This is a genomic window from Desulfosporosinus sp. I2 (assembly GCF_000960765.1).
In the GTDB taxonomy this organism is placed as follows: domain Bacteria; phylum Bacillota; class Desulfitobacteriia; order Desulfitobacteriales; family Desulfitobacteriaceae; genus Desulfosporosinus.
The window spans coordinates 1-12,710 of sequence record NZ_JYNH01000136.1; the positions used below are offsets into that span (position 1 = coordinate 1).

General features: G+C 39.0%; 15 protein-coding genes, 2 pseudogenes and 1 riboswitch. Of the genes and pseudogenes, 1 reads left to right on the forward strand and 16 read right to left on the reverse strand.

The window, feature by feature from the left end; genetic code table 11:
* Positions 1–176 precede the first annotated feature (176 nt).
* The 14 genes and pseudogenes from UF75_RS20880 to UF75_RS20940 form a co-directional block, all read right to left on the reverse strand.
* Positions 177–572: pseudogene (locus UF75_RS20880) on the reverse strand ((2Fe-2S)-binding protein); the annotation flags it as partial.
* Positions 573–663: 91 nt separating this feature from the next.
* Positions 664–1,347, reverse strand: a complete 684-nt coding sequence (locus tag UF75_RS20885; RefSeq protein ID WP_348983085.1) for a DUF5714 domain-containing protein — start codon at positions 1,345–1,347, stop codon at positions 664–666.
* A gap of 204 nt (positions 1,348–1,551) precedes the next feature.
* A complete protein-coding gene (locus UF75_RS20890) occupies positions 1,552–2,106 on the reverse strand; it encodes a DUF1697 domain-containing protein (RefSeq protein ID WP_045576489.1) in 555 nt (184 codons plus the stop codon).
* Positions 2,107–2,256: 150 nt separating this feature from the next.
* Complete coding sequence (locus UF75_RS28590) at positions 2,257–2,406, reverse strand: hypothetical protein (protein ID WP_156146548.1); 150 nt, start codon at positions 2,404–2,406, stop codon at positions 2,257–2,259.
* A gap of 100 nt (positions 2,407–2,506) precedes the next feature.
* Positions 2,507–3,733 carry an ABC transporter permease gene (locus UF75_RS20895; protein WP_045576490.1) on the reverse strand — a complete coding sequence of 409 codons (1,227 nt, stop codon included), beginning with the start codon at positions 3,731–3,733 and terminating at the stop codon, positions 2,507–2,509.
* Positions 3,730–4,440, reverse strand: coding sequence for an ABC transporter ATP-binding protein (locus tag UF75_RS20900; protein WP_045576491.1), 711 nt, complete (start codon positions 4,438–4,440; stop codon positions 3,730–3,732). The genes UF75_RS20895 and UF75_RS20900 overlap by 4 nt, the downstream gene beginning before the upstream one ends.
* A 240-nt stretch (positions 4,441–4,680) precedes the next feature.
* Positions 4,681–5,382: a heterodisulfide reductase-related iron-sulfur binding cluster gene (locus tag UF75_RS20905; protein ID WP_052693495.1), complete on the reverse strand. Its 702-nt coding sequence runs from the start codon at positions 5,380–5,382 to the stop codon at positions 4,681–4,683.
* Complete coding sequence (locus UF75_RS20910) at positions 5,383–5,844, reverse strand: methylated-DNA--[protein]-cysteine S-methyltransferase (RefSeq protein WP_045576492.1); 462 nt, start codon at positions 5,842–5,844, stop codon at positions 5,383–5,385.
* Positions 5,841–6,389, reverse strand: a complete 549-nt coding sequence (locus UF75_RS20915) for an Ada metal-binding domain-containing protein (protein ID WP_045576493.1) — start codon at positions 6,387–6,389, stop codon at positions 5,841–5,843. The genes UF75_RS20910 and UF75_RS20915 overlap by 4 nt, the downstream gene beginning before the upstream one ends.
* Positions 6,386–7,042 carry a DNA-3-methyladenine glycosylase gene (locus tag UF75_RS20920; RefSeq protein ID WP_045576494.1) on the reverse strand — a complete coding sequence of 219 codons (657 nt, stop codon included), beginning with the start codon at positions 7,040–7,042 and terminating at the stop codon, positions 6,386–6,388. Before UF75_RS20920 ends, UF75_RS20915 begins: the two co-directional genes overlap by 4 nt.
* A 200-nt stretch (positions 7,043–7,242) precedes the next feature.
* Positions 7,243–7,827: a hypothetical protein gene (locus tag UF75_RS20925; RefSeq protein WP_045576495.1), complete on the reverse strand. Its 585-nt coding sequence runs from the start codon at positions 7,825–7,827 to the stop codon at positions 7,243–7,245.
* A 215-nt stretch (positions 7,828–8,042) separates the two neighbouring features.
* Positions 8,043–8,123: riboswitch (cyclic di-GMP riboswitch) on the reverse strand.
* Between the two features lie 321 nt (positions 8,124–8,444).
* Positions 8,445–8,864, reverse strand: a complete 420-nt coding sequence (locus UF75_RS20930) for a hypothetical protein (RefSeq protein WP_045576496.1) — start codon at positions 8,862–8,864, stop codon at positions 8,445–8,447.
* Positions 8,865–9,226: 362 nt separating this feature from the next.
* Positions 9,227–10,009: a hypothetical protein gene (locus tag UF75_RS20935; RefSeq protein WP_045576497.1), complete on the reverse strand. Its 783-nt coding sequence runs from the start codon at positions 10,007–10,009 to the stop codon at positions 9,227–9,229.
* Positions 10,010–10,378: 369 nt separating this feature from the next.
* Positions 10,379–10,681 carry a helix-turn-helix domain-containing protein gene (locus UF75_RS20940; protein WP_045576498.1) on the reverse strand — a complete coding sequence of 101 codons (303 nt, stop codon included), beginning with the start codon at positions 10,679–10,681 and terminating at the stop codon, positions 10,379–10,381.
* Positions 10,682–10,729: 48 nt separating this feature from the next.
* On the opposite strand from UF75_RS20940, the gene UF75_RS30430 reads away from it, so the two are divergent.
* Positions 10,730–11,026, forward strand: coding sequence for a hypothetical protein (locus tag UF75_RS30430; RefSeq protein WP_242860371.1), 297 nt, complete (start codon positions 10,730–10,732; stop codon positions 11,024–11,026).
* A gap of 297 nt (positions 11,027–11,323) precedes the next feature.
* Here the strand turns inward: UF75_RS30430 and UF75_RS28595 are convergent, their stop codons facing one another.
* Both UF75_RS28595 and UF75_RS29350 read right to left on the reverse strand, forming a co-directional pair.
* Positions 11,324–11,491, reverse strand: a complete 168-nt coding sequence (locus UF75_RS28595; RefSeq protein WP_156146549.1) for a hypothetical protein — start codon at positions 11,489–11,491, stop codon at positions 11,324–11,326.
* A 540-nt stretch (positions 11,492–12,031) separates the two neighbouring features.
* Positions 12,032–12,710 (reverse strand): annotated as a pseudogene (locus UF75_RS29350) (hypothetical protein); the annotation flags it as partial.

Here is a 12,710-nt window from a genome sequence, read left to right on the forward strand (position 1 = left end):
CGGTAACTAACACCGCCAAAGACGTGAAGAGCCAGCTAATCAAGTGGTTAGTTTTTTCCCATTATCATGAGTTTACAATTTGTGAGCAGAATCATTAATTATAATAACTTCCTTATTCGCTACTCTCTCCTAGCAAGACCTTTGGCAATCACCGATTGCACTACAGAGGAACATCAGCCACCGGCAGGATTTTTAGTCAGACATTCACGTCCGGTATTGGCCCCTGTATGCTTCTTAATATCATCCAAAGTAGAGCAGCACTTGGCCACAGCGACATGGTATAATATTTCTTCGTCCGTGACATTTGCACAATAACAAATTGGAACAGGGGGCGGGACATTCTTAAACCAAATCTTACTAATCAATTGGTCTTGAAGTATTGTTTTCTTCCCGTCCCGAGAATAATAGGCAACCTTACAATCGGGAGTTTTACATAAAAATAACTGTTCTCCTTCAATCTCAATACCAGGTTGTACCTGATGTTCAACGGTTACCTTACGTACTTTCTGACCGGTCCCGTTACAAACAGGGCAGGCCGAAATTTCGTTTGAATTTGCGGAAAGCTCAAGCATCATGTAGCATAAACCCGTCCTTTCACTCCTGTAATCTTTTATCATATTTCTTTAGCATACCAATTTCCCCTCTCTCTACTCCAGTAGTGTCCTAGCCGAAATAGGAACACTTTTCTTTCCGGCACCCGTGAGGATGTCGTTCAATATGTTTACAAATTATGTTCTCACTGACTATTGGCAGGGAAACACTTAGCTGCTCATTCACCAATTTTACTGCCTCGGTCAATGATTTACGAACGAAGTTCTTACAACAGCAAGGCCCTGTTTCGTTAGCAATAGTGTTTACCATCTTGGCCACAACTCTCATGGTAGTTGCCGTTTCCTGGTCTTTTGGACAAGCCGCTCCCAGAATAACACTGAAGCAAGCGCCTATAGCTACAGCAATACCGCATACCCCTGTCAAACCACAGTATCCGCCAATAGCCTGTCTTGCCGTTCGGTTTAGTACCTCCAGAACCTGATCATCAGTTACAATAATACTACCTTCGTTCCTGATGGCCGCGATCAAGGCTCCCGCTGCGATCCAGGCGTTTTCACAGCCAAGCATGGGAACTTGGTCGTCATATCCCATAAGTGTTTCGGCGATTTCCAACGGGTTTTTTGACTTACTATCAAATACATAGTCTTTGACTAAGTCGAAAACCCCTTTTCCGTGGCACTCATCACAAACATAATGACCATTAGAGCAACAGATGTTTGCTATCTCCTGTTTGCCACACTGGGCACAAGTCAGTGATTTGCCTTGATCAAAGTACTCCAGGGGATTCCCGCAAATTTTACAGTGTTCGGTACTTCCGTCTAAATGCTGACCAGCACTAGATGAAGTACCTCAGCAGTCACTAGCGCTAGGTAGAACCACGTTATTTTTCATCTCGAACATAAGGAAACTCATCTCCCGTTTGATTGTATTTAAACTTGTAAAAGTAATGTACTAAATTCTACGAATGCGTCACGGTTTAAGAATAATGGCATAAGAGCGTCAGTCCATGGCTTTGGCTAACGTGGTAAGCTTATTAATCGTCTTCCAATTACGTACAGTCGCTGGTACACCTAACTTATAAAGATTGTTAGCAAGCTTTGAATTCCGAATACTATGATGGAATAAGAGATATACCTCTCGTTCTATAACTCGATACAGGTCGTTTTCACCTCTGTAAGCGTCCAACAATGCAATCTTTTCTTGCAAGGGTACGTGGGTTAATAGTGCAACATATTGACTCTCTGCTTGAGTCGATGCCTCCGCTTCAGCTACTTCTTCCTCTGAAAATGGGCTATTAGGAACCAGTTGTTCCAACTCTGCTAACGTTCTTAAAACAACCGTAACCGAAAATCCAAAAACCGCCTCAATTTCATGCTCAATTTTTCCTAGAAATTCCTCTCCTTGGTTTGATTTGAATAATACATTGCCACTTTGTATATATGTCTGGACATCACAAAGTCCGATGGCTTCAAATACTTTTTTCAACTCAGCCATCTTTATAACATTCTTTCCACCTACGTTTATTCCTCGCAATAGTGCTATATAAACAGTCATAATTACAGGTTCCCCTTTGTCAGTAATCAAATGTAAAAGTGGTACAATGCAATCCAACGCTAATCAGCGAAGCGGTATATTTACTAAAGGGTATAAGAAAAATGCGAACTGATAATTTTTGGTTTTTTAACTTAATACACGCCCTTGCTTTTATTTATAAATAGCCTTGCCTATAATAGCTATCAAGATTACTAAAAAAGTAATGCTGAAATATTTAAACCATCTTTTATTATATAAGGATTCAAACTGACTAAATATATCCCCTAATTCAGCCATGATTGAAGCTAATAATTCTAACAAATGAATTAACCCCCTCTACATTGGGTCGCGAATAAGAATAACTGGAAGTTTCAAGAAAAAGGTTTTTGAAGTACCAATGCGAACAGGAAAGTTTTTGCTTTTACGAAAACATGGCAAGCTTTTTAGCTACGAATTTGCTTAGGAAGAACCCCAATGGAAATAGTATTAAAGCATATAGCCACTGTCGTGTTTGAAGGAGAACAATGAGAGCCAAGATTATTTCTCCTGGTAAAGCCATAAGAAACAAAGAACGAATTGCGGCACTTAATTTAATTTCAGGGCGTAGGGGGAACATTGAAACAAATGGATTATTAAGTGATTCTAACCAAAACGGTTTAACCATCGCTATCAAAAATGGAATGGATACGCCCCACAAGAACCTTTTCCACACAGGAGGGTAAGCCGTAAGCATTAAAACGTAAGCACCAACCACTTGAAAATAAAATTTGATATTAGTACTGTGTCGCAAAGTGGATTTTAGGCATATTTCCACTAAACTATTTTCAGGGTTACGCTGCTTAAAAATAATATTAGAGTTTTGGAATAACCATGGGCTGGTTCTTATAGTAGTAGTCTTTTTTGTATATGTTCCTGCATACTTCAATAAAACGTTATTAAACTTTAGTTTTGAGGCCTGTCGCATAGATATATCTTCTAGAAGTGTTCCGGAAATAAACATCCGTTGGTAGATAAGACAAATTAAAGCAGTAATAAGTATGAGAAATGTTAGAGATAACAACATAGATCGATTAAGCAGTAAAGATACGGTCTGACGTAAAAAAACACCCGTAAGAAAAAGAAAAATGGTTTTAGAAAGGCCTAATTTCCAACTCTGAAAGCGAAATTCTAATAGCTGTTTTAGTATCCCAATCAAAGCTTTTAACAAAAAGATAATTGTTGTAAGCAATATAAACATATGCGTGGTAAAGCCATAGTGTAACAATAGAAACGGTGCCCATACTATCGAAAAGAGTAGCGAAACCAGTAAATTATAAATCATGTAGTATACGAGGCTATATTTTATTAACCCTTTGACCCAAGTCTTACGTTGAAAAAGAAAAATTTGATCCGCATCTTCAAGAAATACCTGAAGAGTTCCTGCCCATACAAAAACAAGAAAAATAACCAAAAAACCATTGATAGGAATATAGTTTAATTCTACTGGAACTTGCCTCCACCAACCCAAATAGGTATCGATAAAAATGGCTGAAAACGGTATGACGATATAGAGAGCCACAATCCAATCGACCACGGTTTTCCAGACGGAATATTGGTATTTCCATCCGTTAATTAGGCGATGCCAAAAGAGTTTTCTTATGGTAGTCATAGAGTTTTCTCCAATAATTCAATGAAACAGTCAAAGAGAGAACCATTTATAAGTTGACTCTGCTCTCTAATTTCCTGTAAGTTACCTTTAGCTAGAATCGCTCCATCGTTTATTAAAACGAAGGAAGTACAAATTTTTTCGGCAGTATCTAAAGAATGCGTAGACATCAATACTCCTGCACCTTGGTTCTTAGCTTGTTGAATTAATGAAAGAAAATCCTTAATACCGATAGGGTCCAAACCAATAAATGGCTCATCAATTATATAAAGTGACGGTCTAAGAAGGAAGCCCAGAATTAGCATAACTTTTTGCTGCATACCTTTAGAAAATGTCGTCGGCATATTATGTCTTACATGAGTAAGTCGAAATAGTTTGAGTAATCCCTCAGTTTCATTTAGAAATTCAAGCCGGTCAATTTCATAAACAGAAGCAGCAAACTCAAGGTGTTCCCACAAAGTCAATCCTTCGTACAAGACAGGTTGTTCTGGTATATAGGAATAGTTTTTATACGAACCTCCGAATTCAACTTTACTATCATGCTCAGGGAGCAACCCCATTATTGCTTTAATTATGGTACTCTTCCCAGCTCCATTAGGGCCAATTAAACCAATTAATTCTCCGGAACCAACATTTAATGCTACATTTTTAATGATAGGCTTATTAGCCGTATAACCAGCCGATTTGATGTTAACCTTTACAATATCCAATCTATTATCACTTCCATGTTCCTTTTAGATAATTATAACATGCTAGCAATAGCCACTACAGCTAATTAAGAATTATGAAATTGTAATACTTAATAAACCCCAACAATAACCCTTTAGATATTTCGCATTATCCTACTTTTTATGCTCTAACCTGGGTTTATTGGAACATCCAGTTATTAGCCTAATGGGTATATGGATTATGCGAAGGTGGTTAAATTGTACATTATGCTCATACTGTGATTAGTGCTCATCAATGTACTGATTCAGCGCTTCATGGTACACATCGATTCTCGTTTCCTGCGGCTCGGTTTCTTCATTCAAAACAAGATCCGCCATGTGGTGCGGGGTTTTTCCGCCTATAGTCATGGATTTAATGCAGGAAACACAATAGACCACAACATCCTGACAAGGCATTTGGGCGGCGCGCTTTTTTTGCAGTTCTGTGACTTTTTCGATTGGAAGCTGCGGATAGAAATTATCGCCACAGCAGATGGACTTTGTTCCGCTGTATTTGGAATCGATGATTTCCATATTCATTTTCCTCAAAATGTTTCTGACCGCTGCATGAACCTGGGGTTTTGGCCGGTATGAGCAAGAGTCATGCACAGAAACCGTCAGTTCGGTATGATCCGGCAGGGACAGATTTCCGATGCTGTCCAATACTTCCCATAGTGAAATGGTCTGTACTCCTTCATATAAGGAACGGAACCTTCTGTCGCAGCCTGCGCAGTTATTGATGATGGTAGCGCCATGAGGCAGCTTAGGATCATGATGGCAGCAAATGCTATGTAGCTGCACCGGCCCGAAGTATTTGTTGAGCATATCCAGTATTTTTTTCCCGGATTCAGGCTTGTAAATACTGAGTGCGCAGCCGGGGTTAAAGTAGCATTTTCTCATATCAATGTCAGAAATCTTAATACTCGGAATTCGAATGCCATCCATTTACTGCTCCTCCTTCCGTTCAAGCTCCAGCAGAGCTTTTTTCATGTCAAGGCCGCCTGCATAACCGGTGAGAGCACCGTCAGTTCCTATTACTCGATGGCATGGAACAACTATTGTCATCGGGTTTTTATTGTTCGATATGCCCACTGCGCGGCTCGCTTTCGGATTGCCAACCGCCACCGCTATCTGCTTGTATGTACGGGTTTCTCCGTATGGAATCTGACAAAGAGCATCCCACACTTTTTTCTGAAACTTCGTACCATGAAGCTCGTATGGGAAATCGAATGTCTTGCGCGTGCCTTTGAGATACGCGCGTACCTGGTCAAAAGCTAGATCGGAAAGCGCCGAAAGTTCGTTGTCAGCGTCGATTTGATCCGCTTGCTTCAAAAAAATGATTGCCGTATCTGTATATCCGATTTTCAAAATTCCAAATTCAGAATCATAGAAAGCGTACTTGTTCATTTTCGATGCTCCTTTCTGTATGCGACAGGAGATAATCCTGTACCATTTTTGAAAAAGCGATAAAATGATGACAATCCGCCAAATCCTACGGAATATGCGATGTCAATAATCTCGTCATTGGTGCCTGAAAGCAACCGTTTTGCTTCACTCAAGCGCAGATTGCCCACATATTCGGATAGTGTAACGCCGTACTCATCCTTAAAAATTTCAACCATGCGGCGCTGCGACACGCCCAGATGCCGCAGTTCCTGATTCAGGTCACATCTCTTGCGAAAAGAATCGTCCATCAACTGCTTTGCCTTTTCTGCAATTTCTTTGATTGGCTGATAGTCAAAAAGATCACTTCTGCACCGCTTGCAGGGACGAAAGCCGGCGGCTCTCGCTTTTTCCGCGGTTTCAAAAAAACAAACATTTTCACGTTTTGGTATTTTTGATTTACAGGAGGGACGGCAATAAATTCCGGTAGACTTGACCGCGTAGAAAAAAATACCGTCATAGGACGCATCATTTTCGGATACCGCTTTCCACATTTCTTCCCGCATCATTTCTTTGCCGCCTCCTTTTTCTTTTTTAGTGCATAGTCTCGCATTTCCGGAATCGCGCCTCCGGCAATCGCCCAAAGATACAGACTTGCCACCGTTCCATAGGGAGAGTACCGTCTTACGTATTTCGCAAACTTTTTTCTGTCGATGCTTCTGTGATGATACAGCATCCGCATTCCACGATGAATGGCCAGGTCCCGGAAGCTCACAACATCGGGACGCTGCATACAAAAGGTCATGATCATCTCAGCAGTCCACACGCCGATACCTTTCTGGGCCGAAAGCTCTTTTATAACCACGGCGTTAGGCAGATCGTTGAGCGCGTCTATATCAAATTCCTTGTTTTTGACTTTCTCTGCAAAGTCTTTGATGTACTCGGCTTTTTTGAACGTCATACCAAGTTTTTGAAGTTCATTCAATTCAAGAGAATAGATCGTATTGGCATTGATCATCCCGAGCCTGCCGCTAAGCCTTTGCCAGATGGTCGCTTGTGCGCGGGTGGAGATCTGTTGCCCGATGATATGATGAATCACGGAGGAGAAAAGATCGCCGTCAACCGTCCGATATATATGCCCGATCCGATCAATCGCCGCGCCAAGCAGCTTGTCGCAGCCTTTTAAGAATTCAATTTCCTCGCTGCCATATTCAAAATACAAAAAATCACCTCCGATGCTGTAATTGTAGCATAGGCATCCAGTGACTTTCTTCTCAATTTTGGATATTCAATTTGGGAGGCAGTACAATTTGTATTTCTAAATATCTGCGGAAAATATAAACAATAAGAAATTCACTTGTATTTTTTCAGATTCCCATTATTAGCCTAATTGGAATCTGAATAATCCGGATAACATTTAATCTAATTGTCAGATTCATTAAATCCAACTCTTATTATTTTTCCGGACATAAAATACGGTTTGATTGGGTTATTTTTTCTTGTTTGATTAAAAAATGCGATCATACCATCACAAGTATCTTTCTTGTACCGTCTATATCTGAGCAAACTATCATTAATAATTTCCTCATCACAGATAAACTGTCCCAAATACTTTTCATTTTCGCCCCGAACTAATATTTCTTGATAATCACAATTTAAAGCGATCACATCATCCTTATCATTTAGCAGAAGAATCCTTAATTCATGCGGTAGCTCATCTATACTGTTCTGCACTTCAACAAATACTACAGAGAAGCAGTTATTGGGGTCATCCTTAATTTGCTGAGCATAAAACCCTAAAGAATGAATTCGTCCCGCAACAAAAGTATCAGATTTGATTTCTTCAGTTATTACAGTAAGGAACTTGCTATATTGCTCTTTTATAAAATCTAATACCCGTTCCGTAATATTACATATATCCTCTTCTTTAAATTGCTGCCCCTTTTTAAAAAAAGAACCTATTTGAGAAGTCGCCTTATCTCCAAACAGTTCGTGGGAAATAACCACTTTTGCATCACAGATGTGCTTTATCAGGTTGTTAAATTCCGAAGCATATTTAAACTCGTAGCTTTCACTCTACGATTGATATATCTCACCTCCATTTCTTGATAAGTAAATTATAAGTCGATGGAATTGGATTACGATACATAACTCCATTTTCCGTTTTATATTATTTTAGTACAATGGTAAAAAAAAGAGGCCTTACCCGCAACCTCTTGAAAAATGGCAACTGGCATAGTCTTTAAGACTTTAGACCCTTTAGCTTTGCGTTCTGCCTTTCGACAGGTTTGCCTTTATAAATTTGTGAATTTACATTATCAGATCGAGCATTTAAAGTTTTCTATCCATTCAAAATAATGAATTTTTTATATCAAATGGTTTAATAAAACTATTGAATTAAGCTTCTGAATAGCAGTTTTATGCTGCCTTGCAATTAATACGTTACTTTTTAGATGCATCAGGATTTGGTTTGTAGAACCAGCCAATACAAGTTGGCGCAACAATTTAGAATGATCCGGCTAATATTAGTAATAAAGCTAATAACCCAAGAGATCCTGCTCTTGAGGTTTTCCTGTTATTTTGTTATTTAGCGTATTTTCTATTTCAATTAATGCTTATGGGTTTTATTCAGTCGTTTTCATTAGAGCTAGAGGAAAAACTTCTTCCTTGCCACCCAATTTGATTTGTATGGCATAAGCATCGCCTTCATCGGGTTTTGCGCCGTTTCCGCCACCAGTTCCTCCAATTTTTGTGCCGATTTCTTCCCTTCCGTAAGTCTTTTTATTACCATTTTTGTATAGTGCATATTCTATCTCACCGATAATCGATTTGTCCTTGGGTTGAATCTCCAGGCTGGCCTTATGCCACTGTCCGGAGACGGTGATATCATAGTTGACAGTCCAATGCTCACTATCACCTGTGTAATTTAAAACATAATTCTCATTTCTTGCTACATTTCCGGATTTAAGCGGACTGCTACAACCCGCAATTGTCATAAGAACGCTTACTAAGATAATGAACAACACCTTATTATATCTACGCAATTTTTATCTCCTTTCTGACCGTAACCGTATATTACCACAATTGAAAAGAATTGAGCAATCTGCTATTTGTTTTTTCATTGCTGCCTCAAGTTTTACAACAAAGCTTTCCAAGATGTGTAGCGTTCTTGCCTAAGTCAGAATATCAATTAAAGCCAATGCAGGTTATGGGTAGTGCCGTAATGTGGACAACCTTCTGCTTCGAGCCAGGTTGACCAAATTACTTGGACAGGCAATATTAGGTATTCTTTAAAATAGCTTATTCCACTATCCACAACTAATACGACAAAGGATCTTGCTAAAAATCATTAAATAATTGAATATCTAAAAACAGTTTTATATCAAGCGATCAAATTTGCGAAAAACTAGACGTCACCGTATTTGTTGTTAGTGAATGTAAATGTCCAGTTTGAAGTACCACGATAAATTGTACAGGTTTGAGAACATCCAACAGTAGAAGTATCATCAGCTAGTACTGGCTTCCAAGAAGAAGATGCTGTTTTACTAAAGGTAAGACTCGAATCAGATATTGAATAAGGTGTACTTTGACTTAAATAACCTCCCCAAGAGCTTACACCAATCTGACCAATTGTTACAGTCTTATTTTTAACTGTAAAACCAGATAAAGGGCTCCAACCTCCTGAAATGGTTTGACCTGCCATTGTAATATGCTCAACACCATTACTATCTGCTACATTAGACCACCTAATAGTACTATATGCGTTCACCGAACCTGTTGAATCCCATTCATCGTCACTAAGGCTGCCTTGGATATAATATTTTCCGGAACTCTTCAGATCACTTGCTTTAACAACTGCGAAGCTGGTCGTAGCATATTCTCTATTAGTTTTTCCGTCTTTGAATTTTTCTTCTTTAAGTAATTGAGTTGTTGAATAGACTTTGACATCTTTTGATATTCCATCTTCATTGTTTGAAATATGAGCTTTACTTTTTGGGGCTAAATCTTTATTTTCAAGATCACTAATACCATTTACAGCCCGTTGAAAAAGAACATGAGGATCAGTAATCGCAGGGTTTTTAATTACTTTTACAGGCATTAGGTTTACTGAAGAATCGGCAAATGCTGGCATTGCTATACCTAGGATTAATACTAAACTTGACAAGAATGTGATAATTTTTTTACTCATTTTCTTACTCCCTTGTTTTTTAATTATCAGTAGCCACTGATTAGATTTATTAATTATCGATTTACAACTAATTTTCCTGCAAAGAAAAAAACAAATTATGGAATTATTTAACATTATTTGTCGTTCTAATTTAGAATAATTCCACTACGTAATATAGAAAAAACCTATCATAAACTGGTAAAATTGTACTAATTCTACACCAAGCCAGAAAGGATAAAGAAGAACATAGCCTCGTAAATTTGTAAGCGCTTAAACAACAGGTGCATTGACAAAAGGTAACCCCGGTACGAACTTTTTATATTCGTACCGGGGTTTGGCATTATCATATTTACGGTTTGTGTTACGGCAGTAGTCCGGTAGCTTTTGCGACTAGGGCAAAAAGTCCTCAAGTAACAATGGATCGGTCTTAAAGTCTGACTCCGGCATTTTATTGAAGATATGAACCAGATATATGTATACGTCATAACTGTCTGGATAGAGTAAGAGCTTGATTTCATCATTGGTCATTTTTTCAGCCACATCGTATCGAAGTTTACAATTTCGGCAGCGTTTCTGAATTTCTCCAACCGTGGATTTACCACATTTAACACTTTGTGCGATTTCTCTTTGAGAATAGCCATCTTCTGTCAGTCTTAAGATTTCTAGAACTTTCACTGGTTCTGCACACCTCATTTTCTTCCTCCCGTAAACGTGCTAAACACATTGTACAGGAGTTCATTATTGAGGTACCGGTTTATTAGCCGGATGTTGCGAGAACAGTGGCCGAATGTGATAGGATCAGTGGCCGGATGTCACAGGATTGCTGGCCGGATGCCACAAGAATACTCATTAGCAAAAATCTCTGGCTGTGACTTCCTCAAACCCTTTTGGGGGGTCTATGGACATGCCTTCCATGAGAAGGCGACGTTACCTGACTGTTGTGTTTCTTACATCGTACGGGTCTTTTGTCTATTTAAATCTGGCTCCCGCACCGTCGGGCCTCTTGTAATACAAGACAAAACCATTTCTTCCCAGTAAAGGCCCTTCAGCCGATTACGGCTCCGGTTGCAGAACAGAAAAAGATAGTTACCAAACGGATCCATGTTAAATGTCTGTTTCACAATGATAGGCTAGGCCGTCGACAGCTCTCCTTAAATCTGTAACTCCACAAGCCAGATAAATACCATCAAAGTTCAGGACGTCCTTCAACATATGGAATTCAAGACCCTAAATATATCCGCAAGCAGCGATTGACTAAACCCTGATTCCACATAAATTGTCCATTTTCCGCAATTGAGTCTGATTTCGCTAATGGAATGTTCATCTTTACCATGGTTACATACGCCCACTGCTGAGTTCTTGTTGACCTTCTCTGTTGAGTCTAGTTGCCCGGTTTAAATACCGATGATATTCGATACCCTTGGATTCACACAATGCTTTTGCTGTCATTCCACTGGCTCTGCATTCCACTACGAGCTCAGCCTGCTGTTCTCGCTTGGACACTATTAATACCTCCAATCCTAGTCTTATGAAGGTATTTTCTCATGGTTAGAGCAGGTTGACCATGCACCCGTTTATTAAGCGCTTACAAACAGAACGACAAAGTTTTCTACTCAAAATCAAATCTAGAGACACAACCCTACCCAGCACATCCCTTAACTTCGTCAGTCCTTCTTTGCCTAGCAACGGGACACCCTTCCCCGATTGGGAATGATCTGGCGACTTACCTCAGTGCAATTTCACAACATAACCTGTTGCCTTGGATGTTAACCAGAATATCAGGGTTCCATTCCTACCCAAAACTTAAGAAATTTCCAATCTTTTACTGATCCGTCGTTATGTAGTACCTCCAAGTAAACTCCGTCTCCCTTGCCTACTGCCAAATGGCTTGAGCGGAGTTGTCCTTGTCTGTTATTCCATTTTCCATGACATATTTATAGAATATATCTTTACCTACACCATATGTTTCTGCAACAAATGCAAAAGCCTAATTGTTACAGTATACTCCAGCATGGTTCGCCCTTAAAGCCTGAGGCCATGACATTATTCAAACACATCATTTAATAATCCATATCGCCCCTTCTCTTTGTTTTTAGTAAATATAACTTTGTTAGCATCTTTATAGTTTATTGATGGTATCTTGTTTTCTACGATGATTGTTTGTATGCCACTTAGATTATTCACAAAATATTCAAACAAGGAATCCTTCATACTATCTGATATTTTGTCTGCAGGTTCTTCAAGTGACAATATGGGAGAATCGAATATCAAAATTCCGGGTGAATACTCTCCATTATTGTTTAGATATTTAGCCAAAGCAGTTGATGTGATAGTATTAAGGAATGCACAATATCCTTTGCCATAGGAACTTTTCTTTTTACCATTTACAACAATATCCATATCTCCTCTGTCAAATCGAGCAGAAGTATAATTCTCAAACCTGCAAGATTTTAATAGTTCGTTTAGATATTGATCTAAAATGTCTAAAAAACTACGCTCAAGATGTTCTTTTGGTTTGAATTTAGATGTGGATTCACCTTCAGATTCTATCTTAACTATTTCCGCGACCTTGTCGTTCGAAAATTGTTTTATAAGATCAATTTCACTTTGGGTTGTAACTGCTGCGCGATATTGAGATAACATCTGTTGAAGTTCAATAATCTGAGGTCTTAACTCTGAATCGATAAGAATTTCTATATCCTTCTTTCCACTTAAAAGGTCG

Excerpts from the sequence above, each read along its gene's own strand:
- UF75_RS20915 (WP_045576493.1), bottom strand. The coding sequence starts at position 6,389 with ATGATGCGGGAAGAAATGTGGAAAGCGGTATCCGAAAATGATGCGTCC.
- UF75_RS20940 (WP_045576498.1), bottom strand. The coding sequence starts at position 10,681 with ATGAGGTGTGCAGAACCAGTGAAAGTTCTAGAAATCTTAAGACTGACA.
- UF75_RS20910 (WP_045576492.1), bottom strand. The coding sequence starts at position 5,844 with ATGAACAAGTACGCTTTCTATGATTCTGAATTTGGAATTTTGAAAATC.
- UF75_RS20890 (WP_045576489.1), bottom strand. The coding sequence starts at position 2,106 with ATGACTGTTTATATAGCACTATTGCGAGGAATAAACGTAGGTGGAAAG.
- UF75_RS20935 (WP_045576497.1), bottom strand. The coding sequence starts at position 10,009 with ATGAGTAAAAAAATTATCACATTCTTGTCAAGTTTAGTATTAATCCTA.
- UF75_RS20905 (WP_052693495.1), bottom strand. The coding sequence starts at position 5,382 with ATGGATGGCATTCGAATTCCGAGTATTAAGATTTCTGACATTGATATG.
- UF75_RS20895 (WP_045576490.1), bottom strand. The coding sequence starts at position 3,733 with ATGACTACCATAAGAAAACTCTTTTGGCATCGCCTAATTAACGGATGG.